The sequence below is a fragment of the Sphingobacterium yanglingense genome (genome assembly GCF_004363245.1).
Classification (GTDB): domain Bacteria; phylum Bacteroidota; class Bacteroidia; order Sphingobacteriales; family Sphingobacteriaceae; genus Sphingobacterium; species Sphingobacterium yanglingense.
Genome location: NZ_SNYV01000004.1, coordinates 82,506 through 105,748, shown reverse-complemented (window position 1 = coordinate 105,748; position 23,243 = coordinate 82,506). Strand labels below are relative to the sequence as shown.

General features: G+C 40.7%; 19 protein-coding genes and 2 tRNA genes. 13 read left to right on the top strand and 8 right to left on the bottom strand.

Annotated elements, in window-relative coordinates:
- Nucleotides 1–106: 106 nt before the first annotated feature.
- Nucleotides 107–3,154, top strand: a complete 3,048-nt coding sequence (locus CLV99_RS02075) for a SusC/RagA family TonB-linked outer membrane protein (RefSeq protein ID WP_133582832.1) — start codon at nucleotides 107–109, stop codon at nucleotides 3,152–3,154.
- A gap of 6 nt (nucleotides 3,155–3,160) precedes the next feature.
- A complete protein-coding gene (locus CLV99_RS02070; protein WP_133582831.1) occupies nucleotides 3,161–4,528 on the top strand; it encodes a RagB/SusD family nutrient uptake outer membrane protein in 1,368 nt (455 codons plus the stop codon).
- A gap of 94 nt (nucleotides 4,529–4,622) precedes the next feature.
- Here CLV99_RS02070 and CLV99_RS02065 read toward each other — a convergent pair whose 3' ends face one another.
- On the bottom strand, nucleotides 4,623–5,015 hold the full coding sequence (locus CLV99_RS02065) for a hypothetical protein (RefSeq protein ID WP_133582830.1): 393 nt from the start codon (nucleotides 5,013–5,015) through the stop codon (nucleotides 4,623–4,625).
- Nucleotides 5,016–5,178: 163 nt separating this feature from the next.
- A tRNA-Pro gene (locus CLV99_RS02060) sits at nucleotides 5,179–5,252 on the bottom strand.
- Between the two features lie 319 nt (nucleotides 5,253–5,571).
- Here CLV99_RS02060 and rplS point away from each other — a divergent pair.
- The 5 genes from rplS to yidC all read left to right on the top strand — a co-directional run bounded on the left by rplS (nucleotide 5,572) and on the right by yidC (nucleotide 11,946).
- Nucleotides 5,572–5,922: a 50S ribosomal protein L19 gene (gene rplS / locus CLV99_RS02055; RefSeq protein WP_133582829.1), complete on the top strand. Its 351-nt coding sequence runs from the start codon at nucleotides 5,572–5,574 to the stop codon at nucleotides 5,920–5,922.
- A 172-nt stretch (nucleotides 5,923–6,094) separates the two neighbouring features.
- The gene (locus CLV99_RS02050; protein WP_133582828.1) at nucleotides 6,095–7,198 is read left to right on the top strand and encodes a carbohydrate-binding family 9-like protein; all 1,104 of its coding nucleotides are present in this window, start codon (nucleotides 6,095–6,097) and stop codon (nucleotides 7,196–7,198) included.
- Entirely contained in the window at nucleotides 7,188–8,267 is a 1,080-nt protein-coding gene (locus tag CLV99_RS02045) for a family 10 glycosylhydrolase (RefSeq protein ID WP_133582827.1), read from the top strand. The genes CLV99_RS02050 and CLV99_RS02045 overlap by 11 nt, the downstream gene beginning before the upstream one ends.
- Nucleotides 8,268–8,465: 198 nt before the next feature.
- Nucleotides 8,466–10,082 (top strand): CTP synthase, encoded by a 1,617-nt coding sequence (locus CLV99_RS02040; RefSeq protein WP_133582826.1) that lies wholly within the window; start codon nucleotides 8,466–8,468, stop codon nucleotides 10,080–10,082.
- A gap of 61 nt (nucleotides 10,083–10,143) precedes the next feature.
- Nucleotides 10,144–11,946: a membrane protein insertase YidC gene (gene yidC / locus CLV99_RS02035; protein WP_133582825.1), complete on the top strand. Its 1,803-nt coding sequence runs from the start codon at nucleotides 10,144–10,146 to the stop codon at nucleotides 11,944–11,946.
- 59 nt (nucleotides 11,947–12,005) lie between these two features.
- On the opposite strand, the gene CLV99_RS02030 is transcribed toward yidC, so the two are convergent.
- A complete protein-coding gene (locus tag CLV99_RS02030) occupies nucleotides 12,006–12,794 on the bottom strand; it encodes a M48 family metallopeptidase (protein ID WP_162849976.1) in 789 nt (262 codons plus the stop codon).
- A gap of 93 nt (nucleotides 12,795–12,887) precedes the next feature.
- The gene (locus CLV99_RS02025) at nucleotides 12,888–14,237 is read right to left on the bottom strand and encodes an acyl-CoA dehydrogenase family protein (protein ID WP_133582823.1); all 1,350 of its coding nucleotides are present in this window, start codon (nucleotides 14,235–14,237) and stop codon (nucleotides 12,888–12,890) included.
- Nucleotides 14,238–14,472: 235 nt separating this feature from the next.
- Between CLV99_RS02025 and CLV99_RS02020 the strand changes: the two genes are divergently transcribed.
- The 4 genes from CLV99_RS02020 to CLV99_RS02005 all read left to right on the top strand — a co-directional run bounded on the left by CLV99_RS02020 (nucleotide 14,473) and on the right by CLV99_RS02005 (nucleotide 18,739).
- Nucleotides 14,473–14,694, top strand: coding sequence for a hypothetical protein (locus tag CLV99_RS02020; RefSeq protein ID WP_133582822.1), 222 nt, complete (start codon nucleotides 14,473–14,475; stop codon nucleotides 14,692–14,694).
- Between the two features lie 201 nt (nucleotides 14,695–14,895).
- Nucleotides 14,896–16,245, top strand: a complete 1,350-nt coding sequence (gene purB, locus CLV99_RS02015) for an adenylosuccinate lyase (protein ID WP_133582821.1) — start codon at nucleotides 14,896–14,898, stop codon at nucleotides 16,243–16,245.
- A 152-nt stretch (nucleotides 16,246–16,397) separates the two neighbouring features.
- Nucleotides 16,398–16,952, top strand: a complete 555-nt coding sequence (locus tag CLV99_RS02010) for a NifU family protein (RefSeq protein ID WP_133582820.1) — start codon at nucleotides 16,398–16,400, stop codon at nucleotides 16,950–16,952.
- A gap of 143 nt (nucleotides 16,953–17,095) precedes the next feature.
- Nucleotides 17,096–18,739, top strand: coding sequence for an amidohydrolase (locus tag CLV99_RS02005; protein WP_133582819.1), 1,644 nt, complete (start codon nucleotides 17,096–17,098; stop codon nucleotides 18,737–18,739).
- Between the two features lie 76 nt (nucleotides 18,740–18,815).
- Here the strand turns inward: CLV99_RS02005 and lipA are convergent, their stop codons facing one another.
- From lipA to CLV99_RS01990, 3 genes are all read right to left on the bottom strand, one after another.
- On the bottom strand, nucleotides 18,816–19,697 hold the full coding sequence (gene lipA, locus CLV99_RS02000) for a lipoyl synthase (protein WP_133582818.1): 882 nt from the start codon (nucleotides 19,695–19,697) through the stop codon (nucleotides 18,816–18,818).
- Between the two features lie 86 nt (nucleotides 19,698–19,783).
- Nucleotides 19,784–20,461, bottom strand: a complete 678-nt coding sequence (locus CLV99_RS01995; protein WP_133582817.1) for a porin family protein — start codon at nucleotides 20,459–20,461, stop codon at nucleotides 19,784–19,786.
- Nucleotides 20,462–20,612: 151 nt separating this feature from the next.
- Nucleotides 20,613–21,215 carry an outer membrane beta-barrel protein gene (locus tag CLV99_RS01990; RefSeq protein ID WP_133582816.1) on the bottom strand — a complete coding sequence of 201 codons (603 nt, stop codon included), beginning with the start codon at nucleotides 21,213–21,215 and terminating at the stop codon, nucleotides 20,613–20,615.
- Between the two features lie 348 nt (nucleotides 21,216–21,563).
- Here CLV99_RS01990 and CLV99_RS01985 point away from each other — a divergent pair.
- Both CLV99_RS01985 and CLV99_RS01980 read left to right on the top strand, forming a co-directional pair.
- Nucleotides 21,564–21,634 (top strand) — tRNA-Cys (locus CLV99_RS01985).
- 34 nt (nucleotides 21,635–21,668) lie between these two features.
- Nucleotides 21,669–21,848, top strand: a complete 180-nt coding sequence (locus tag CLV99_RS01980; RefSeq protein WP_133582815.1) for a spore protein — start codon at nucleotides 21,669–21,671, stop codon at nucleotides 21,846–21,848.
- Between the two features lie 129 nt (nucleotides 21,849–21,977).
- Here the strand turns inward: CLV99_RS01980 and CLV99_RS01975 are convergent, their stop codons facing one another.
- The gene (locus tag CLV99_RS01975) at nucleotides 21,978–23,168 is read right to left on the bottom strand and encodes a phosphoglycerate kinase (RefSeq protein WP_133582814.1); all 1,191 of its coding nucleotides are present in this window, start codon (nucleotides 23,166–23,168) and stop codon (nucleotides 21,978–21,980) included.
- Nucleotides 23,169–23,243 lie beyond the last annotated feature (75 nt).

Genomic DNA, 23,243 nt, shown 5'->3' with positions numbered 1-23,243 from the left:
AACTAATGCCTCTTTAATAACTCTTAAATAACCTTCTAATACGGCAAACATACCTTTGAGTCAATTCGGAAATGGAATCCGAAGAGACTCAAAAGTTAACGTTTTCATGAATTTTAGAAGTTTATTGACCATCTCCCTTCTTTTTCTTTCGGGAATACCGCTAAGAACCATAGGGCAAGAAAAAAACATCACAGTAACTGTGAAAGATGAAAAGACGAATGAACTGATCCGCGGGGCCACGCTCACTGATGCTACACATTCGCAATCCTACATCTCCGATCAATCAGGCCGAATCTACCTACCCGCCAGCTCCTCGATGTCGCGGATAGTGGTCAGCATGCTGGGATACCAAACAGAACAGCTTGTCCTTAAAGAGGGAAAATCGGAGTGGACAATCTCACTGCTATCTCAAGAAAACGATCTATCCGAAGTCGTGGTCACGGGATATACCAAACAATCCCGGGCACATACCACTGGTGCGGTAAGCTCTTTACCTGCGGAAGGTATAGCGCGCATGCCCGTTGCTTCCTTTGATCAGTCCTTACAGGGGCAGATACCAGGACTTTATGTCGCCTCTCCATCTGGACAACCAGGCGCACCTGGACGCATCACACTACGTGGCATAGGATCAATACAGGACGAAAATTCAGCTCCTCTCTATATCTTGGATGGTGTCCCTATCTCGGCAGGTTCATTCTCCACCTTGAATCCCCAGAGTTTTGAGAACATTACAGTACTCAAAGATGCTGCCTCTACCGCACAGTACGGATCCCGGGGCGCCAATGGTGTCATCGTCATCACCTCCAAAAAAGGCAACTCTTGGGAAAATGGCACTCCACGCATTTCCTACACAGGACAGTTTGGCTATGCATCGGTTAATAACAGCAAGTGGGATATGATGAATACGAAGGAACGACTTTTATTCGAAGAGCGCTTACAGGATCCCAATTTCCCAGGCTGGGCTCATTCTAGAAATAACCCCAACAAACTAGTAAACGGGGCACTGATGCCAAAAACTGAAAAAGACTTTCTAGAGGGCGATGAGATACTGGCAAACCTACGGGGTATAGATAATGACTGGAGAAAACTATTACTACGCAATGGCACGACAAATGCGCACGATGTCAGTTATTCACTCGGAAAGGAGAATACACAGATCTTTTCCTCGCTTTCTTACTTTAATCAACAAGGGGTACTATACAACTCTGGATTAGAACGAATCAACCTAACCAACAATATCGCCCATCAGTCTGGCCGACTATCATTGGCCCTGAACGTCAATCTAGCTACGACCAATAGTAAGATCAGCGAATCTGACTTTGATGTCAGCGAAACCAATCCCGTAGCGTCACTTTACTTCGCACTGCCTTATGAGAATCCATACGACAAAGACGGCAACTTAACCCCCGGACCTAACCGCTTTGGAACAAATGCGCTATCGATGTACCAAGATGTAGACCGCCGCGAACGTCAATACAAGAGTGTGGTAACCGGTAATTTCGCCTACACACTAACCGAACATTTAAAGCTAACGAGTACTTCTGGAGTAGATTTTCAACAAATTAATGGTAAACATATCATTAAACCGGACACTTATTTTGGCTCACTCGTCGAACAGGGAGGACAGGGATCATACACGTCCAATACAAATAATTATTTTAGTATAGTAAGTAACATCGGGTTCAATTATTCACGCCGCTGGGACAATCATTTTATAGAAGCTATAGGTCTGGGAGAAATCAACAAACAAAAAATCAGCAGTCAAGGCTTCACAGGCTATGGTCTTGTACCCGGACTATCCCAGACTCCTGGTGGTATCACCCCGGGAACTGCAGAGAACAACCTGATACCGCAGCTATCCGGTGGTATATCTGAGAATGCACTGGTCTCGCAAATCGGATTACTGCGCTATTCTAACGGCAATCGCTTTACCGTAACCGGAAGCTTACGTCGCGACGGTTCATCCCGCGTACCTGAATCCAATCGCTACAAATATTTTTACGCAGGAGGTGCCAGCTGGAACCTAGGGGAAGAAGAGTTTGTAAAAGCACTGCCCATCATCAGCATGTGGCGTCTGCGGGCAAGTTATGGTCTGACGGGGAATGCTTCTGGTTTTGCCAGTGACTTTGGATACCGCAGACTGTATGCCGTGTCACACTATGCTGGCCAAAATGCCTTTGTTCCTGTATCGGCCGGAAACCCAAACTACAACTGGGAGATGAATCGCGTCACAGATATAGGCACAGAAATCGGCTTTCTAAATAATCGAATTACAGCAGAGGTTGACTTCTACAACCGTGTAACCAGCAATCTATTTGTCGACCGCACACTTTCTATGACATCCGGCTTCGAATCTGTCCCCGATAATATGGGGAAAATCCGTAACCGAGGTATAGAGTTCGGTCTATCTGGAGATCTTATCCGCAAAGACGACTTTTTCATCCGCCTTGGCATCAATGGCTCTTACAACCGAAACCGCATTTTAAGCCTGGGAGACGAAGATGAGATCGTGACTGAAGACTATTCCATCCATCGTGTGGGGCAACCGTTAGGACACTTCTATATGGTAAGATGGGCTGGTGTAGACCCACAAACCGGAGCCCCTCAATACCTTGATGCGGACGGCGAAATCACTTCTACTTTTGACCCAGATAATGCTGTATTGGTAAAAGGTTCATTCGACCCACCCCTAAAAGGAGGATTCACAGCGCGAGTAGGATACAAAGGCTTACAGGTAAGCGCCCTATTCACCTATATAAAAGGCATGTACCGACTTAACACAGGTGAGCTATACCGCACCTCAGCGGACGCCAACTATAGAATCTACAACCAATCCCGTGATATGCTGGATTTTTGGCAACAACCGGGAGATCAATCCGGCAACCCATCTCCACAATACGAGCGTTTTATGACGGACCGCGAATTACAGAGTGCCGACTATATCAAGCTCCGCAACCTACAGATCAACTACAGTATACCAATGAGCAATAAGTTATCGAAATACTGCCGTGAAATCAGCGTATTCGGTCAAGGACAGAATCTGTGGACCTGGACAAAGTGGAAAGGACAGGATCCCGAAGACGACAACAACTGGTATCAATATGAATATCCACTACCCCGTACGTACACTTTAGGCTTACACGTCAAATTTTAAACAGCAATGAATTTATCTAAAATACTAGGTTTTGTAACCCCTATACTTATTTTGTTTGCCAGTAGCTCCTGCAACAAAATACTCGACATGCATCCGCAGGACAAATTGCAGGATGAAGAAATCTACAGCTCTGTAAGAAACTATGAACAGGGCGTACTGGGAGTATATGCCGAATTACAAACGGAATATAATATTCTAATCGGCAGTATATTCGCCGATGAGGCCAGACTCGCCAGTGATAATATGGGCGTCAATGGTTATGCGAACAATCTACACCGATGGAACTATGCATCGGACGATGACATTCTTTTAATGGCCTGGAAAAACGCCTATGCCAGCATCTATAAGATCAACCTTCTACTGAGCAACAGCGAACGGGTCGTTAGGTCCGGCACTGCTGAGGAAGAAAAATTAAACAATCTCGTAGCCGAGCTAAAGGCACTGCGTAGCTTTATTCACTTTGGACTGCACCAGATCTATGGAGACTTTAATAAGAACACGGGAAACTACACGGTTCCTTATGTTACGACAGTAGATATACATCAAAAGCCACCTAAGCTTCCGACGACTGAATTCTACGCACAGGCAGAAAAGGACATAATTGAAGCGCTCGCCTCTGGAACCGGTCAATCTGATATAGGGCGTTTTTCAGATGATGCTATACACGCCTATGCCTCCCGCTTCTATCTCTATCAAAAAAAATACAAGGAAGCCATCATACACGCGTCGCCTTTAGTTACAAAATACAAATTAGCAGAAGGAGAGCATTACACTGCGCTTTGGCAGGACGTTCGAAACACAGAAGTCATACTGGCCTTCAGAAGAAATAATAATAATGAAATCCGTCCCAATACATTATGGCGCAATTATGGCTCGGGCAAAACACTCTTCTACCCTTCTTATAAGATATTAAATCACCTTGAGCAGGAAAAAGGTGAACGCTATGCATTATTCGAAGATATCGAAGAGGAAGCACCTATAGGCAAATACCCCGGTAACACCTATGCTGATAACCTCAATGACGTCAAAGCATTCCGGATCTCTGAGCTGTACCTTATACTGGCCGAAGCCTACCTTTTTGAAAACAGGGTGGCGGAATCTAGTGAGATGCTTGCTGCACTACGACGAGCACGTGGCATTGACAGGACTGCAACAGCAGTGCGTATCGACGATATCTTAGTAGAGCGCTTTACGGAACTCTGCTTTGAAGGGCATCGCTATTTTGATTTAAAAAGACTGGAAAGAACCTTAGATCGCGATACAGAGGACCTAGCTTTGACGACAGATAGAAAACAACTCTTGCCTACAGATCCGAACTATAAGCTTCCCATCCCTTTCAAAGAGACACAAATCAATCCTGACCTTAAGTGGTAGGATGAAGACCTAGTTCATCATTTCCCTATATATATGTAAAGGTACCGCCATCATCTCCGATGTGTGGTACCTATTTTCTATTATCTTCCACAGCCTACCGAATAGGGCTATTAAACAGCGCTCCTGTCTTAAATTTGGAACAAATGAGATACCCCACTACAACTCCTATTATCGAAGCCAGGATATCTATATAGTCAAAGACATTATTTTTAAACACACTTCCCTGAACCAGCTCATATCCAACAAGACCAATTGCTCCAAATAGAGCATGTACTTTTAAGGATACTTTCTGATATTGAATATAATAAAAGAAGACAATAATAAGTCCTGCAAAAAAATTGGGAGAAGAATCAGCAATTCCAAAATCATTAATCTGATTGGAGTAAATATATTGCCTGTAAATAGATTTAAACAGGATAGCTATGATAGCGAGCAGAACCATTACTACCCATAAATATTTTGTATCGGAAAAAGGTCTAAATTTCATTTGTAAATGAGTTACTTATTCTATAACAAAAATAGAAAAAGCCTTAACAAAAGTTAGTATTATTTACACTGTCAGCACGATAGAATTGGTTCAACACTCTGATTCTCATCCTGACACCCCCTTAAACGAAAAAAGCCCTAACTTTCGTTAGAGCTTCTTTCTGTCGGGGTGGCAGGATTCGAACCTACGACCTCCACATCCCAAATGTGGCGCGATACCGGGCTACGCTACACCCCGAAAAGGTATCACCTTTAAAGTGATGCAAAGATACATCGTTTTATGATCAAAGCAAGCACTTTTTTACTAAACCACACTAACAACCTGATTTAATGTGAGATATTTTTAAAACAACTATCTACAGAATCCTAGCAGTAAGATATATTATAAAATTATCAACACACCTATACAATTATAGTTCTTTTTTTCATACCTTTGCACTCGCTTCGGGAATCGGAGTTAAATATTTTTATAAAAAAACTTTTTTAATCGAAATAAAAGCTGTAATATTGCATTCCGATTTTTACAGGATATAAATCGTTTATAATTACTCAAAATCATGGATTTAGTAAAATTTGTAGAAGAACAAGCGGTAGTAAAGAATGAGATTCCCGCTTTCAAAGCAGGAGACACCATCAGTGTACACTATAAAATTCGCGAAGGAAACAAAGAGCGTGTTCAGGTATACCAAGGTGCAGTTATTCAATTAAACAGCGAAGGTGCTAACGCTACTTTTACCGTTCGTAAAATCTCTAACGGTATTGGTGTAGAACGTATTTTCCCTGTAAACTCGCCTAACATTGACAAAATTGAAATAAACAGCTACGGTAAAGTACGTCGTGCTAAGTTATTCTACTTACGCGGACTTACAGGTAAAGCTGCTCGTATCAGATCTAAACGTATCAAATAGTTTAGACGAACGAAGATACCAAAGAAGAAATCAAAAGGGTGTAGACAGCAATGTTACACCCTTTTTTCGTACGCTGTGATTTCCTCAAGCAAAACCCCTCTCTCAAAATAAAAAAAATAATTTTCGACTTCCAAAAGAGCATAATTATGTATATTCATGCAGATTATTGATTATGCTAAAACCTTTTTATATCATTATTTTCCTTTTTACGACAGGAAGTTTTCACGCACATGCGCAACAGAACCTTTCCCAGGCACTACGCATGCAATCCTTACCCAAAACATACCCGGTACTTAAGACAGAAGAAGCAATAGTAATTGATGGCTTAAACAATGAAACCGCGTGGGCCCGTGCCCCTTGGTCAGACAAATTTGTAGATATTGAAGGCGACTTTAAACCTACTCCACGTTTTGAAACGAAAGTCAAAATGCTATGGGACGAAAACTATCTATATCTATACGCCCGTCTGGACGAACCGCACATCTGGGGAACCTTAACACAACACGATGCTATCATATATCATGACAACGATTTTGAGGTTTTCCTAAAACCCTCCGAACATCAGTCATTATACTACGAAATCGAAGTCAACGCCCTAAACACCATAATGGATCTTATGATGGCCAAAGCTTATAGAATCGGAGGCGAAGCTATCATGCATTGGGATGTTAAGAATTTAAAATCAGCCGTACACATAGAGGGTACATTAAACAACCCTAATGATATCGACAGTTATTGGAGTGTAGAGATGGCTATTCCATTCACATCGCTGGGAACATTTGGAAGATCCCCTACTCCTCGGGTAAATAGCTTTTGGCAAATCAACTTTTCACGTGTGCAATGGCAGCATATTATTGAGAATGGAGAATACAAACGAAAAAAGGAAAACGGAAAGCTAGTAGCGGAAGACAATTGGGTCTGGTCACCTATCGGAATCATCAACATGCATTACCCTGAGCGGTGGGGATATATCCAATTTGTGGAACACATCGACAAAGACAGCTACCCTAAATCTCAAACGATCGAACAAGCAGCCTGGAATATCTTCTATCTTCAACAATTGCACTTTGCTGGCAATAACAGAAAGTATAGCCCTAGACTAGAAACACTACCAGGATTTGAAAAAATCCTAAAACCTCAAGTATCTGGAATCAAACACAGGATAACAATAAACAAAGACAAAACATTCTATAAATCTGAATTATTAGACCCCGCCAATCACATCAAAGTCACCATAGACAATTTTGGCAATTATACGATATCTTATGAACAGTAGAAGAAACTTCATTAAAGCTGCCAGTCTAGGTTTAGCTGCATTACAGCTCAGCCCAAACGTCTTACAGGCACAGCAAGACCACAACACACCTTTATTATTTGATTTTTGGTTATGGGCCCGCCCCAACGAATCAGAATCCGAAGCGACATTAAAAAAAAGGTACCAAAGCTATAAAGATGCCGGAGTGCGAGGAATATTTTTTGAGAATTACAGTGTCAAACATTTTCAATTAGCAAAACAATATGGTCTTGAGACACATCGATGGATGTGGACCATGAACCGTGGAGAAAAGGAGCTTTTAGAAAAGCATCCCGAATACTACGCTGTCAGCAGGTCGGGAAAATCCTGCGCGACTAATCCCCCTTATGTAAATTATTACCGTTTTCTTTGCCCATCTCATCCTGATGTACCGAAATACCTCGAAGAAAAGGCCAGAGAACAACTTGAGAAAGAAGATGTAGATGGCTTACATCTTGACTATATCCGTTATCCAGACGTAACGCTTCCTGTTAACCTCTGGCAAAACTACAATCTAGATCAGTCAACAGAATTAGCTGACTATGATTTTTGTTACAGTCAATTCAGTAAAGATGCTTTTTTCAAGGAAACAGGCATAAATATAGACAAGGTTGATCGCCCCGACCAAAGCCCATCTTGGCGCTCATTCCGATACGGTCAAATCAACAAAATAGTGAATAGAATCTGTGAGGCAGCCAAAGACTACCAGAAACCTGTTACCGCTGCCGTATTCCCGACACCGGATCTCGCCCGCCGTATTGTCCGTCAGGACTGGACAAACTGGAACCTCTCCGGAGTATTTCCAATGATCTATCACGGGTTTTACAAAGAACCCATACATTGGATCGGCACTGCTGTTGCTGAAGGTGTACAGGGTTTACACGGCAAATTCCCATTATATGCCGGACTATACCTGCCTGATTTTAAAAATCTAAATGAGCTAAAAGAGGCGATATCACTTGCTAAAACAAATGGAGCCGCAGGTGTCTCTCTTTTTGGGGAGACTGAATTCGACCAACAGACCATCGCTTTGTTACAATCGATACGTTAGATCACACCTCTATTTCTATGCGTCGGCTTAAGGTCGACGCATGGCTACTTTGACACGTATTCATCAACAAATAAATTTCAACATTATTTTTTTAATCGCAGCAATCCCGAAAAATATAGTATCTTTGTACCCCGTACATAAGGCAGATATTTGGATACAAAATCCAATCATCTTTAGTAGAAAATTCCATTAATTGCTATGACTAAATACATCTTTGTTACGGGCGGCGTAACCTCGTCGTTAGGGAAAGGTATTATTGCAGCTTCCCTTGCTAAACTTTTACAGGCACGTGGCTTTAAAGTTACTATTCAAAAGTTTGACCCCTACATCAACATCGATCCAGGCACACTCAACCCCTACGAACATGGCGAATGCTATGTCACAGAGGATGGTGCAGAGACAGACTTGGACCTAGGTCATTATGAGCGCTTTTTAAATGTGCCTACTTCTCAGGCCAACAATGTGACGACTGGTCGTATCTACAAACATGTCATTGAAAAAGAAAGAGAAGGAGCTTACCTTGGCAAGACCGTTCAGGTAATACCACATATTACAGATGAGATAAAACGTCGTATGCAGCTTTTGGGAGAAGGCGGCGAATACGACATCATTATTACCGAGCTTGGTGGAACTGTAGGAGACATCGAATCCCTTCCTTTTATCGAAGCTGTACGTCAGCTACGCTGGGAATTAGGAAATAATGATTCACTGGTTATCCATTTGACGCTGGTTCCTTACCTTGCTGCTGCAGGCGAACTAAAAACAAAACCGACACAACATTCAGTCAAGACCTTATTGGAATATGGGGTACAACCTGATATTTTAGTATGTCGCACAGAGCATAAACTGACTCAAGAGATCCGTAAAAAGCTCGCTTTATTCTGTAATGTAAACATCAATGCAGTAGTGGAATCTATCGATGCGCCTACTATTTATGATGTGCCATTGTTAATGTTAAAAGAGCAGTTGGACAAAACAGTTTTAACAAAACTCAAGCTTTCAACTAAAAACGAACCTAATTTAGACAATTGGAAAACCTTCTTAGGTCGTCTTAAAAACCCTACGACAGAAGTCAACATCGGTTTAGTTGGAAAATATGTAGAGCTGCCAGATGCCTACAAGTCGATTGTAGAAGGTTTCATCCACGCTGGATCAGCCAATGAAACCAAAGTAAAGGTTAGTTTCATCGCTGCAGAAAGTATTTCTCCAGAAAATGTCGCGGACAAACTAAAAGGTCTGGATGGGGTGCTTGTTGCGCCTGGTTTTGGTGAACGTGGTCTAGAAGGCAAGTTGAATACCATTAAATATGTCCGTGAGAACAAAATTCCTTTCTTCGGTATATGTCTAGGTATGCAATGTGCTGTTATTGAATTCGGACGAAATGTACTGGGCTTGAAAGGCGCAAACAGTTTTGAGATGGATGAGAATACCCCTCACCCTGTTATCAACCTGATGGAAGAACAGAAAAACATCACGAATATGGGCGGTACAATGCGTCTTGGTGCTTATGATTGTGATATTAAAAAAGGAACAAAGGCCTTTGCTATTTACGGAAAGACAAAAATTTCAGAACGTCACCGCCACCGCTACGAATTCAACAATGCTTATCTGAAAGATTACGAAAAAGCTGGAATGATTGCTTCTGGATTCAATCCTGAGACTGGTCTAGTAGAGATTGTGGAGTTAAAAGACCACCCATTCTTCGTAGCTGGACAGTTTCATCCAGAATTAAAGTCAACTGTTGCAAATCCTCACCCACTTTTTGTTAGCTTTGTAGCCGCTTCTTTAGCCAATAAAAAAGGAGGAACTAAATAAACCTCTTTATTCTATTGATAAATAGTGGACGTAAATAATAAAATGGAATAAATTATAATAGATGGATAGAAATAACATTATAGGGCTAGTATTGATTTTTGCAATTTTTGCAGGTTCTTTTTATTTTTTAAAACCTACTGAGCAAGAATTAAAAGAAGAGCAACAACGCCGGGATAATAAAGAGAATACCCAGAGTGGACAAATGCTAAGCGACTCATTAGCTTCTTCTAAAAAAGACGAAGTTCTTGATTCGGCTGCATTGAGCAAGCCTTTTGGTACTGCCAAAATCGGACAAGAGCAATTAATCACTTTAGAAAACGAACAGCTTATTATTCAACTGTCTTCTAAAGGTGGTAAAGTAAAATCCGTACAACTCAAAGGTGAAAAGAATTTTGACGGAGCTCCTCTTTACTTGTTAGAAGGAGATAATAACAATTTCGGTTTTATCTTTAATGCAGGGGGTCAGAATATCAATACCAATGATTTACACTTTGTAGTTAATGCATCATCACCTAACAGTGCTTCGTTTCGTTTGAAATATACAGACGATCAGTACCTAGAGTATAACTATGCATTAGAAAAAGGGTACAATTTAGCATTAAACGTCAATGCAGTTGGAATCCAGAACTTAATTGATGTAAAGCAAAAAACAATCGTATTAGATTGGGAAGCTAATCTTCTTCGAAAAGAACAGAACATAAAATCTGAACGTGAAAAATCTTCTATATTCTATAAAGATACAGAAGGCACAATAGACCACTTATCAGAAACAAGTGATGCAGAAGAAAAAATTGAGAAAACAAAAGTTGAATGGATTGCTTTCAAACAACACTTCTTCTCTTCAATCTTGTCGTCTAAACAAGCTTTTGAGAACACTGATCTCAAAGTAACGTTCTCAAACAACGAGAATGTCGTTAAAAACTACAAGACTACAGCAGAACTAGCTTTTAACACACAAGCCAACAATCATTTTGAATTTAGCTTCTTCTTTGGTCCAAACCAATACAAGACGTTAAAAGCAGAAGGTAATAACTACGAAAAGATCATCAATATGGGCTGGGGCCCTATGGGCTGGATCAACAGATTCATCACTGTTCCATTGTTTGACTTTTTAGATGGTTACCATATGAGCTATGGTATCGTTATTCTGATATTGACGCTATTGTTAAAAGGAGCGATGTTCCCATTAACCCGCAAGTCATACCTTTCTATGGCTAAGATGCGTGTACTAAAACCACAATTAGATCAGATTAAAGAGAAAGTCGGAGAAGATAACCCTATGCTATTGCAACAAGAGCAGATGAAGCTCTACAAGCAAGCCGGAGTTAATCCATTAGGAGGCTGTCTACCGATGTTGTTGCAAATGCCATTCACACTTGCCTTCTTCTTTTTCTTTCCTAACTTGTTTGAATTAAGAGGCCAAAGCTTCCTATGGATGAAAGACTTATCTACATACGATACATTCATCACGTTTAGCCCGATCTTTGGTATCAACCACATATCACTAATGTGTGTGTTGATGACTGCAGTTACATTATTGACCACTTGGTATAACAACGCGACTTCGGGAGCGACTTCAGGAATGGGTAACCAAATGAAGTATATTGGTTATATCATGCCTTTGTTATTCTTCTTCATGTTGAACAGTTTCCCTTCTGGATTAAATTATTACTATTTCCTAGGGGCCTTATTCACATTCTTAACACAGTTCTTAATTCGTTCATCAATTGATGATGAAAAGATACTCGCTAAGCTTGAGGAGAATCAAAAAAATCCAAAGGCGGCCAAAAAGTCGTCATTCCAGGCAAAAATGGAAGAGATGATGAGACAGCAACAAGCTGCTCAGCACAACAAGAAAAAATAACATAAAAAAGAGAGGCATCTAAATTAGATGCCTCTCTTTTTATATAGTAAACTTTAAGCCTATTTTTCTGGCTTTTTAAATCCATCTTTCTCTGCACGCTTGCCCATCTCTGCTACTCTTTTTTCTGTATCCGGATGTGAAGAGAATAACTTCTGCGTAAAGCTCTCCTTGCCTCCGCCAGACAACTCTACCAAACGCTCAAAAGCCATTGCCATATACCATGGATTCACATTATTAGCTTTCAAAAACTGATACCCATATTCATCAGCCATACTCTCTTGTTTACGGGAAAAACTCATATTGGCTACTTGCTCTCCCACTTCACCCAACTGCGAGTCAGAAAGCGCTCCTGCAGCACCACCTTGAGAAGATACACCATCTTTCAATGCTGAAGTTAACAATGCCGTACGAAATGCATCTTTTGAATCCTGATTTTTAACATGGCCGATTTCATGTCCAATAACCCCCAATACCTCATTGTCCGTCATCGCTTCCATCAATCCAGCACATACACGTACGCTACCGTCTGCACAGGCAAAAGCATTCACGTCACGAACGAGATAAACCTTAAAGTTCAGTTGTTGCCCATCGTAATTACTCAATCCTGAAGTCAATTTGACTAAGCGTTGAGCCAGCTCATGATCCGCTGGTGCCACTGGATTGTTTTCATCCATCCAGTTGATATATTCTTTTGTATAAGCTATTACATCATCATTTGATAGCGTTGCTGCTTTTACGGCTTTTGCTGCAGAACCAATCGATTTGGTGTTAATTTTAATCTGTGCCTGTGCACCGTAAGCCCCCAATCCCATAAGTGCTACGGTCAACAATGTTTTAGTTACTTTCATATAAAATTTCGAATTTAACATTCCCGTTACAATAAACATACCAAAGGAATAGAACAGTCGAAAAAGTTTGGTACAACGCTTCAATACCAATTATTACACAAAAGCACTATGTCCCGTAATGCTGCGCCCAACAATCAGTGAATTAATCTCTTTAGTACCTTCGTAAGAATAAATAGCCTCCGCATCAGCTAAAAAACGGGCGACATTATATTCCAATAAAATACCGTTACCTCCCATCACCTCACGTGCACGGGACACGATATCACGTGTACGGAGTGTACAGAAGACCTTTGCCAACGAAGCATGCTCATCTTTGAGTTTACCTTCATCCTGTAGCTCCGACAGGCGGAATACTAAAGTCTGCATCGCAGTCAGATTAGACAACATTTCCACAAGATGATTCTGAATCAATTGAAAGGCTGCAATAGGTTTGCCGAATTGCTCTCGCTCCAACGTATAAGCCAGTGCATTCTCATAGGCTCCGCGTGCACAGCCCACCGCCATCCAGGCCACTCCAGCACGGGTCATCTGTAGCACCTTCGCTGTATCTTTGAAAGACTGTGCATAAGGCAACCTGTCAGATTCCGGCACCAAACAGTTAGTCATTGTAATCAGACCATTCTGAACAATCCGCAGCGCCATCTTCCCTTTAATCTTTTCAACCGAAAATTCTGGATTCTCTTTCCTCACAATAAAACCCTTGACCTGATTATCGTCCACATCTCTCGCCCAGATAATTGTTATATCTGAGAAAGTCGAGTTCCCGATCCATTTTTTCTGACCATTCAGCACCCAGCCTTCATCTGTACGCTTGCATGTTGTAGTCAGCCCACCAGCGGTAGCCGATCCCACTTCAGGCTCCGTCAGTCCAAATGCCCCAATTATTTTTAATTGCTGCATCTTCGGCAACCACTCTTCTTTCTGTATATCCGAACCACACATATATATGGAACCCATTGCCAATCCACTCTGCACACCTAGAAAAGTCGCTATGGAAGGATCTATACGACCAAATTCACTGGCAATGATTCCATCCATCAACGAGGTCCCTCCAGCACAGCCATAACCTTTATAGACATAACCACACACGTTCAATTCGGCCAACTTGGGAATAATTTCAAAGGGGAAGTCATCATGCAACCAATAATTATTTACGATAGGCTTTACTTCCGCCTCTAAAAATGTCCGTACCCGAAGCTGTAATGCCCGATCTTCTACCGAAAGCTTTTCTTCTACCGCATAGAAATCAGCATTGATGGGTGGAGGATCTTTCTTTTTTTTATTCCCAGTCAACATTTTCATTGCCATTTGCAGTTGTTTTTCATCCATCTTAGAAACAGCCTGCATGACTTCAGCAAGGTCCACTTTTTTCGAAATCTTATCAATCTGCTCAAAATCAACCGATTTCACTAGCTTTATTATGCTCTTAATCTTTCCTAACATATGCGTTCTTTATAGTCTAACAACATTTTTAGCTTAAAATAGTTTTTTATTGTTGCATTTCAACAAAACAATACTATATTTGCATCCGAAATAAAAATCTATTTTATTTAACAGCTGTAAATCAGAATGTTAATATATATAAATAAAAATTTTTATTTCTTGGGTTACCTTTTCAGGTTACCGGTATTAAAGAGTATAAAACAACATTTGTTTCAATTAAATAGAAAATTAAAAGATGAAAAATTTATTCGCATTCGGATTTTTAGCATTAGCTTTAACAGTAGCATCATGTGGTAACAACACTTCAAAAACTGAAGAAACTGCTGATTCTTTAAAAGGAATCGTTGATTCAACAGCTGGTGCTCTTACTGACTCAATCAACAAAGTTGCTGATTCAGCAAACAAAACTATCGATTCAACTGCACAAGTTATCGATTCTACTAAAAACGCTCAGTAATCCGAAAAAGAGTTAAAATACTCCTACAAAAGCCCGTGTTCTTAATGACACGGGCTTTTTTATTATCCTTTAATTGCTAAAAAAGTAACTGTTTTTTGTACTTTTGCAGTACCTAAGATGGGCATGGTGATTACTTGTTTGACTTTAGAAATAGAAGAACAGCCCAGCTTATTTACTTTTGACTTATTAATTCCACAGAAAATGACATTATCAGCGTTAACGGCTGTTACTCCTATCGACGGACGATACCACAATGCCACTCAAGAATTATCCCCTTATTTTTCGGAGTTCTCTTTAATCAAACACCGTGTTTTGGTAGAAGTGGAGTACTTCATTGCTTTGGCACAATCCGGAATTCCACAATTAGCACATTTTGATGGCTCTTTAAATGAAAAACTACGTAAGATATACGAAGAGTTCACCCTTGAGGATGCCCAATGGATTAAAGATACGGAGAAAGTGACCAACCATGATGTTAAAGCTGTAGAGTACTTTCTAAAAAATGAATTCGAGAAACTAGGGTTACACGATTCTTTAGAATTTATACATTTTGGATTGACATCACAGGATATTAATAATACGGCTATCCCATACGCTTGGAAAGAAGCATTAAATCAAGTCTACCTTCCCGGCATACAATCCGTAATCAACGAACTTAAAAAACTATCTGAAGAATGGAGCGATGTTGCTATGCTAGCACGTACACATGGCCAGCCTGCTTCCCCTACCCGACTGGGCAAAGAGATTAAAGTTTTTGTAGAACGTCTGGAAAAACAAGTTAATCTACTCCAAAGTGTACCTCACTCGGCAAAATTCGGTGGTGCAACAGGCAACTTTAACGCACATTTTGTTGCCTACCCCACTCACGATTGGGTTGCTTTTGGAAATGCATTTGTCAATGAGCAACTAGGACTAGACCGCTCACAGACTACCACGCAGATCGAACACTACGACAATTTTGCAGCAAGTTGTGATGCTTTAAAACGAATAAACAATATTCTTATTGATCTGTGCAGAGATATATGGACGTATATCTCGATGGACTATTTCAAACAGAAGATCACAGCAGGCCAAATCGGTTCTTCTGCTATGCCGCACAAAGTGAACCCTATTGATTTTGAAAATGCAGAGGGCAATCTAGGACTTGCAAATGCACTATTCGAGCACCTATCTGCCAAATTGCCGATATCTAGGTTGCAACGTGACCTTACAGATTCTACTGTATTGCGGAATATAGGCGTACCTCTAGCTCATACCATGATTGCGATCAAATCTTCGCTAAGGGGCATAGGCAAATTAATACTCAACGAATCCGCTCTTGAGAAAGATCTAGCGAACAATTGGGCTGTTGTTGCCGAAGCGATACAAACGATTTTACGTCGTGAAGGATACCCTAAGCCTTACGAGGCATTAAAGGACTTGACCCGTACAAATACACAGGTGACACAGGAAACTATTGCCGCATTTGTTGATGGTCTCAATGTATCTGATATAGTTAAAGAAGAGATAAAAAATATCAGTCCATCGAATTATACAGGGGTTTCGCTATAAATCTATCCTATGCTCCTCTCTTGAACCGTAAGGTTTTACGAAACAATGACGTGGATCATATACATATAGATTATCTTTGGATGACATAAGATAAAGGGATAATGGTGACTTCTTGATCACTTTTATAACTTTCATAACTTTAAAACAAGAAAATGGCAACAATAAACGTATATACAGAAAGCACACCGAATCCAGCGACGATGAAGTTCTTGGTCAACAAGCTACTTATCAATGGTAGTGTGGACTATCCGGATAGAGAAAGAGCACAAGAATCTCCTTTCGCAAAAGAACTATTCAAATTTAACTTCGTAACAGGCGTATTCTTTGCGAGTAATTTTGTTACCGTGACAAAATCGGAGGATGCAGAGTGGAATGATATTGAAGCAATACTGAAAGACTTCGTAAAAGGTGCAGTAGAGTCTGAGCTGAAGGTACAGGAAGTGGTGAGCGACGAAGATGTTTCTTTTGAAGGAACAGAGACAGAGATAAAAATCCAACAGGTTCTTCACGACTATGTTCGCCCTGCGGTAGAGCAAGACGGTGGTGCTATAGCCTATAAATCTTTTCAGGAAGGTATCGTTACAGTAGAGCTGAGAGGTTCATGCAGTGGATGTCCTTCTTCTACTATCACGCTTAAAGCGGGTATTGAAGGACTTTTAAAACGTATGGTCCCTGAAGTGGAAGAGGTCGTTGCCGAAGCAATGTAAGCAAACAACGAATTCCTATAGCAGAAAGAGCGCTCCATGAATTGACATGGAGCGCTCTTTTTATATCGCCTCCAAAAGCCAACAGTTTTTTTTCTTCTTGAAAATGAGTATTTTTAAGAAAAAGTGTAGAACAACCTCCTATTATGAAAAGTGCAATTTTATTTTTGTTAACGACGCTTCTATTTATCCGCTGTACCAGCAATACAGAAGTAGATCTCATTGTACACAATGCGAGAGTATACAGCGTAGACTCTTCTTTCAGCATGCATGAAGCATTTGCTGTAAAGAATGGTATTTTCATTGACATCGGTAGCTCAAAAGACATTTTGAAACGCTATAAGGCCAAAGAAACTATCGACGCCCATCAATCCCCTGTTTACCCTGGTTTCTACGATGCCCATGCCCACTATTTTGAGTTGGCTAACCTATTTCAGGAGGTCGACCTCAACGGCACAAAATCCATAGAAGAACTCATTGACAGGTTACAGCAGTATAAACACAAAAATCCAGATAAAAAATGGATTATAGGTGGTGGCTGGGACCAAAATCTCTGGCCGGGCAAGGCTTTTCCAACAAAAGATAGTTTAGATAAATACTTTCCAGACATCCCTATTTATCTCTCTCGTATTGATTACCATGCGGCTTTGGTCAACTCTGCGGCCTTACGGATAGCACATCTGGATACGGTGCTTGATGTCCAGGGCGGAGTTATCTCCAAAGATGCTCATGGTAAGCCTGATGGCTTACTCATAGACAATGCGATGCCCTTAGTCAGTAAATACCTTCCCAAGCACGACGAACAGAGTACACTCCGTTTCCTGCAACAAGCACAGGACTCACTTGTAGCCGTAGGTTTGACCAGCATCGTTGATGCTGGCCTTAATGACGAAGAACTTGACTACCTTAAGACATTTTATGCCAAGGGGCAACTCAAAATCAGGGATTATGCGATGATCCTTGCTGACCCTTCACAAATAGACCGATATATCAAAGAAGACATCTTCGAAAGTGATCGGTTGAACATAAGATCGATCAAACTATTAGCAGACGGTGCACTTGGATCTCGGGGAGCCTGTCTTTTAGAACACTACCATGATGCGCCCACCAAAGGCTTTTTATTGCATACCGAAGAGCAGTTTGACCAAACCATCAAAAAACTGGCCGACAGCAAGTTTCAAGTGAATACCCATGCGATAGGTGATTCGGCAAATCGCTTGATACTCGACGTATACGGCAAATATCTTACGGACAATAAAGCAAGAAGATGGCGTATTGAACATGCACAAATAATCGCTCCAAACGACTTTGCTAAATTCAACAAGTTTCATATCATTCCTTCGATACAGCCCACACACGCGACATCTGATATGTACTGGGCTCCACAAAGACTAGGCGACGAAAGAATCAAAGGAGCTTACGCCTATAAAGATTTATTAAAACAATATGGCAAAGTAGCGATAGGATCTGATTTCCCCATTGAACATTTCAACCCTTTATATGGTTTCCATGCAGCCATTGCCCGGGTTGATAATTCAGGATATCCGGCAGGAGGTTTTCAAATGGAGAATGCCCTTAGCCGAGAAGAAGCCTTAAGAGGAATGACCATATGGGCCGCTTTTTCTTGCTTTGAGGAAAAGAAAAGAGGTTCGATTGAAAAAGGTAAAGATGCCGACTTTGTGCTATTGGAAAAGGATATCATGGAGATTCCAGTAGAAGATATCCGTAAAGTAAAAACACTACGGACAGTGATTGGAGGCGAGACTGTATTTCATCGGGCTGCCCGCTAAACTTTCAGCGACACGATATGACATAAAAAAAGGATAACTCTAATCTAGTTATCCCTTTTTTATATAATGATTGCTATTACTGCATATCGAACAAATGTTTCTCTGCGTGATAGGAAGAACGAACCAATGGTCCAGACTCTACATATTTAAAGCCCATTTTCAGACCAATTTCTTTGTATTTATCGAATTGAGCTGGAGTAATCCAATCAACGACCGGATGGTGCGCTTTTGTTGGCTGTAAATACTGTCCTAACGTCAAGATATGCACTCCCACATTATACAGGTCTTGCATTGCCTCTATCACATCTTCTTCCGTTTCTCCCAGTCCTAACATAATGCCAGACTTTGTGCGTAATCCTGCTTCCGAAATACGGCGCAAACACTCCAAAGAACGGTCATACTTTGCCTGTATACGTACTTCTCTGGTCAAACGACGAACGGTTTCTAAATTGTGGGATACCACTTCTGGACGCACTGCAATGACACGGTCCAAATTGTCCCATTGTCCTTTGAAATCGGGCAATAAGGTCTCTAATGTCGTTTCTGGACTTTCTCTACGTATTGCTTCAATGGTCTCTGCCCAGATAATAGAACCACCATCTTTCAGATCATCCCGGTCTACCGAAGTAATCACGCAGTGTTTTACCCCCATCAGTTTAACAGAGGTAGCAACACGATTCGGCTCATCCACATCCACCGGAAGAGGTCTTCCTGTAGCTACCGCGCAAAACGAACAAGAGCGTGTACAGATATTACCTAGAATCATAAAGGTAGCTGTACCTGCCCCCCAACACTCGCCCATATTCGGACAATTCCCACTTTCACAAATCGTATGAAGCTTATGCTCATCCACTAAGCTACGCACATGCCTATATTCTTTCCCTACGGGAAGCTTTACACGTAACCAATCTGGTTTACGCTGCGTCTGATTCACGGGTATAACAGGTAATTCTATCATAGCACAAAGATAAATATTATTCGTTGAATCTAACAGACAAGATTTGTTAGTCTTGTATCATATTCGGGAACAGATCCGCATCACGCTTAAAACTCAAACCCTACCCCAAAAGAAACGATACGACTTTTTTCCTTATATTCTTTTTGAGTAATATTAAACTGAAATTCCTCTTGTCTTTTGTTCAACCGTGCTAACCCTATGTTATATCCTGCACGAATAAACAACCCGCTATTAAATTTATAGCCCAATAGAGAACTGATTCCATAGTCAAACCGATTCATTGAAGCATGATCTCCCGAATAGACAATGTCCGATTCAAAAACTCCTGAAGGGAACGAAACATCTCCATTCGCGGCATCAATACCCTCCCATTTCTTCTTTTCCCTTCCACTTAATTGCAAGCCTACAAAAGGTCCAACTCCAATCAGAAAATTCCCTGTCTCAGGAACAGATATAGAATATGTTACATGAACTGGAAGTTCTAAATAATTTATACGACGTTCTACCGAGCCGACTTTTGCAAAATCGTTTTTAACGCCTATGTGTTGAAAATTCAACCCAGACCTGATAGACAAGGTCGAACTCAATGCAACATCTGCATAGACTCCGACAAAAGCACCTGCTCCAAGTTTAGATGTAGGATTATTATCAGGAACCGCTAATCTTGATAGGTTACCCCCGATAACAACACCGTAGCGCATCTGAGAAAACGCTGAATTGGTCACAGAACAAAGAAAAACAAAAATTAAAATCTTATAGTTCATTAGGTTATTAAGTCAGTAAGCAACGAAGATAAATATTATTCGTTGAATCTAACAGACAAGATTTGTTATTCTTGTATCATATTCGTTTTAAATAAAAAACCCCTTGGATAAAACTCCAAGGGGCATATTTTGCTTACTTTAAGTGTACTGATTAAATCTCGAAACCAATACCTACTGAGAATACATTGTTTTTAACTTTCAAACCGCTGACATTTGACATGTTGCCCAGTCCTAAACCATAACCTCCGTTAATCAACAGACCGTTAGCCATTTTATAGCCCAACTGAAAATTAGCACCATAGTCAACCACTTTCATCTTATCTGCGTCCGAGCCAAACTTAATATCAGTTTTCACATCCCCTGCTTTATTTTTTCCAGACACATTAAAACCGACATACGGTCCCGCTCCAATAAAAACAGAGCCAGATGCCCCAGTAGGGATATAATACACCGCATTAACCGGAATTTCAATTGACATCAAATTAGTTGTAGTCGTTGTATTCAACACTTCAACTTTACCACCTTTACCTTGTAAAGACACCCCTGGTTGGATAGTAAAATTAGAAGCCGCAGGAATGTTTGCATACCCCGAAAGATAGAAATTAGTAGATGTACTAGTGCTATAACTTGAATTTCCACCTGAATAATTCAATTTAGGAAAGTTAACACCCGCCTTTACTCCATAACCAATCTGAGCCTGTGCTCCTACTGCTGTTAATAATGCAACACCTAATGTTAGTAAAACTTTTTTCATAATGTTTATTTTTAATACTCTTTTTTAATACACGGAATTGAACAGACAATCCTATCAATTACTATCTATTCAAATTTGATACCAAACTCAAATGTGATAGCCCTGAATATAAACCTAATCCAGATAACAATGCTTTAAGACCAGCTTAAAGGCCCTATTCCATATAAAAAGTAAACATCTTTCTACAAAGAAAAATTAAGACTATCAATTTATACCCCAATTTCACTGTAAGGGAAATATCGTCATATCTGCATTTCGATTTAAACCTACGCCCTAAATTCATTTTGTGAAATTAATTTTGCTTTTTCAATTTTTAAGTTTACTTTTGCATGCCCGGTGAGGGTAAAGGGTCGGATGGCCGAGTGGCTAGGCTGAGGTCTGCAAAACCTCCTACAGCGGTTCGAATCCGCTTCCGACCTCGTTTTCTAACGTACAAAAAAATATTATATTAAAATGGGAGTTACACGTTTAAAAAGAAAAGATAGAAGAAACAAAACAACTTCACGTATGGAAGTTCAGTTTCTAAGCTTGGGAACTAACGTTGAACTAGGTTCACGTTCAAAAATGCCTAAGCATAGCCAAATCGTTAAAAACGACGAGATTTTGAATCAATTAGCTGCTGAAGCTAAATAAGCTCGATCTTATCATATAAAAAAAGGGATTTGTTAAAACAAATCCTTTTTTTTATGCCCAATGCCCCAAAACACAATAAGAAAAGGCCCACAGCTAACTGCGGGCCTTTTCTTATACTATTTCTTGTGACTATGAATTGATAGCCGCTACTCCTGGCAACTCTTTTCCTTCCATATACTCCAACAACGCTCCTCCACCGGTACTTACATAGCTTACATGCTCAGTCATACCAAACTTGGCTACAGCAGCTGCAGAATCCCCTCCACCGATTAATGAAAAGGCTCCTCGCTCTGTCGCTGCTACAATCGCATCGGCTACAGCTTTTGTTCCCGTAGCAAAAGTATCAAACTCGAACACGCCCATAGGTCCATTCCATAACAAGGTATTGGACGCAGATATCACTTCAGCAAAATGACGTGATGATTCACTTCCGATATCCAACCCTTGCAAATCCGCTGGAATCTGATCATTAGGACCATCGTAAGTCGTTGCATCATTCGAGAATGCATCAGCAATCTGTGCGTCAGTAGGCAATACTAAATTCACCCCTTTCTCCTCTGCTTTTTTCACCAGTTCGTTCGCAAGATCCAATTTATCCATCTCCACTAATGACTTACCAATCTCGCCACCTCGAGCTTTAACAAAGGTATAGGCCATTCCGCCTCCGATAATAAGATTATCCACTTTATCCAATAAAGACTCGATCAACTGTATCTTATCGGAAACTTTCGCTCCCCCCATAATGGCCGTAAATGGTCTGTTAGGATGATTAAGTACTTTCTCCGCATTATTAAGCTCACCGGCCATCAAATACCCAAAATATTTGGCTATTGGAAAAAACTGCGCCACGATCGCCGTAGATGCGTGAGCACGATGTGCTGTACCAAAAGCATCATTAACATATACATCGCCCAATTTCGAGAGTTTCTCCGCAAAAGCGACATCTCCCTTTTCTTCCTCTTTATAAAAACGAAGGTTTTCCAACAACAGGACTTCTCCAGCCTTCAAATTAGCCGATTTATCGTACGCTTCCGCGCCGATACAATCGTTCGCAAACTGAACTTCTACCCCTAATACCTTTGAAAGGTGTGAAACGATATGCTTTAACGAATACTTATCTGTTGGTCCTTCTTTAGGTCTCCCCAAGTGAGACATCAATACAACAGATCCACCATCGGCTAAGATTTTCTTTATTGTAGGTGCAGCTCCTTGAATTCTGTTATCATCCGTAATATTAAAATCAGCATCAAGAGGGACATTAAAATCGACCCGGATTAAGGCCTTTTTACCAGAAAAATTTAAATCGTCAATTGTTTTCATACACTGTATCTAAAAGTATTTAAGTTGATTTGAGGCGTAAACTTATATAAATTGCTTTGCATTCACGCAATGCCG

Bases quoted from the DNA above. Each gene is read 5' to 3' on its own strand.
- CLV99_RS02075 (WP_133582832.1), top strand. From the start codon at position 107: ATGAATTTTAGAAGTTTATTGACCATCTCCCTTCTTTTTCTTTCGGGA.
- CLV99_RS01975 (WP_133582814.1), bottom strand. From the start codon at position 23,168: ATGAAAACAATTGACGATTTAAATTTTTCTGGTAAAAAGGCCTTAATC.
- CLV99_RS02030 (WP_162849976.1), bottom strand. From the start codon at position 12,794: ATGAAAGTAACTAAAACATTGTTGACCGTAGCACTTATGGGATTGGGG.
- CLV99_RS02070 (WP_133582831.1), top strand. From the start codon at position 3,161: ATGAATTTATCTAAAATACTAGGTTTTGTAACCCCTATACTTATTTTG.
- CLV99_RS02045 (WP_133582827.1), top strand. From the start codon at position 7,188: ATGAACAGTAGAAGAAACTTCATTAAAGCTGCCAGTCTAGGTTTAGCT.
- CLV99_RS01980 (WP_133582815.1), top strand. From the start codon at position 21,669: ATGGGAGTTACACGTTTAAAAAGAAAAGATAGAAGAAACAAAACAACT.
- CLV99_RS02025 (WP_133582823.1), bottom strand. From the start codon at position 14,237: ATGTTAGGAAAGATTAAGAGCATAATAAAGCTAGTGAAATCGGTTGAT.
- CLV99_RS02040 (WP_133582826.1), top strand. From the start codon at position 8,466: ATGACTAAATACATCTTTGTTACGGGCGGCGTAACCTCGTCGTTAGGG.
- CLV99_RS02050 (WP_133582828.1), top strand. From the start codon at position 6,095: ATGCTAAAACCTTTTTATATCATTATTTTCCTTTTTACGACAGGAAGT.
- CLV99_RS02065 (WP_133582830.1), bottom strand. From the start codon at position 5,015: ATGAAATTTAGACCTTTTTCCGATACAAAATATTTATGGGTAGTAATG.
- CLV99_RS02005 (WP_133582819.1), top strand. From the start codon at position 17,096: ATGAAAAGTGCAATTTTATTTTTGTTAACGACGCTTCTATTTATCCGC.
- lipA (WP_133582818.1), bottom strand. From the start codon at position 19,697: ATGATAGAATTACCTGTTATACCCGTGAATCAGACGCAGCGTAAACCA.
- CLV99_RS01990 (WP_133582816.1), bottom strand. From the start codon at position 21,215: ATGAAAAAAGTTTTACTAACATTAGGTGTTGCATTATTAACAGCAGTA.
- CLV99_RS02010 (WP_133582820.1), top strand. From the start codon at position 16,398: ATGGCAACAATAAACGTATATACAGAAAGCACACCGAATCCAGCGACG.
- rplS (WP_133582829.1), top strand. From the start codon at position 5,572: ATGGATTTAGTAAAATTTGTAGAAGAACAAGCGGTAGTAAAGAATGAG.
- CLV99_RS01995 (WP_133582817.1), bottom strand. From the start codon at position 20,461: ATGAACTATAAGATTTTAATTTTTGTTTTTCTTTGTTCTGTGACCAAT.
- yidC (WP_133582825.1), top strand. From the start codon at position 10,144: ATGGATAGAAATAACATTATAGGGCTAGTATTGATTTTTGCAATTTTT.
- CLV99_RS02020 (WP_133582822.1), top strand. From the start codon at position 14,473: ATGAAAAATTTATTCGCATTCGGATTTTTAGCATTAGCTTTAACAGTA.
- purB (WP_133582821.1), top strand. From the start codon at position 14,896: ATGACATTATCAGCGTTAACGGCTGTTACTCCTATCGACGGACGATAC.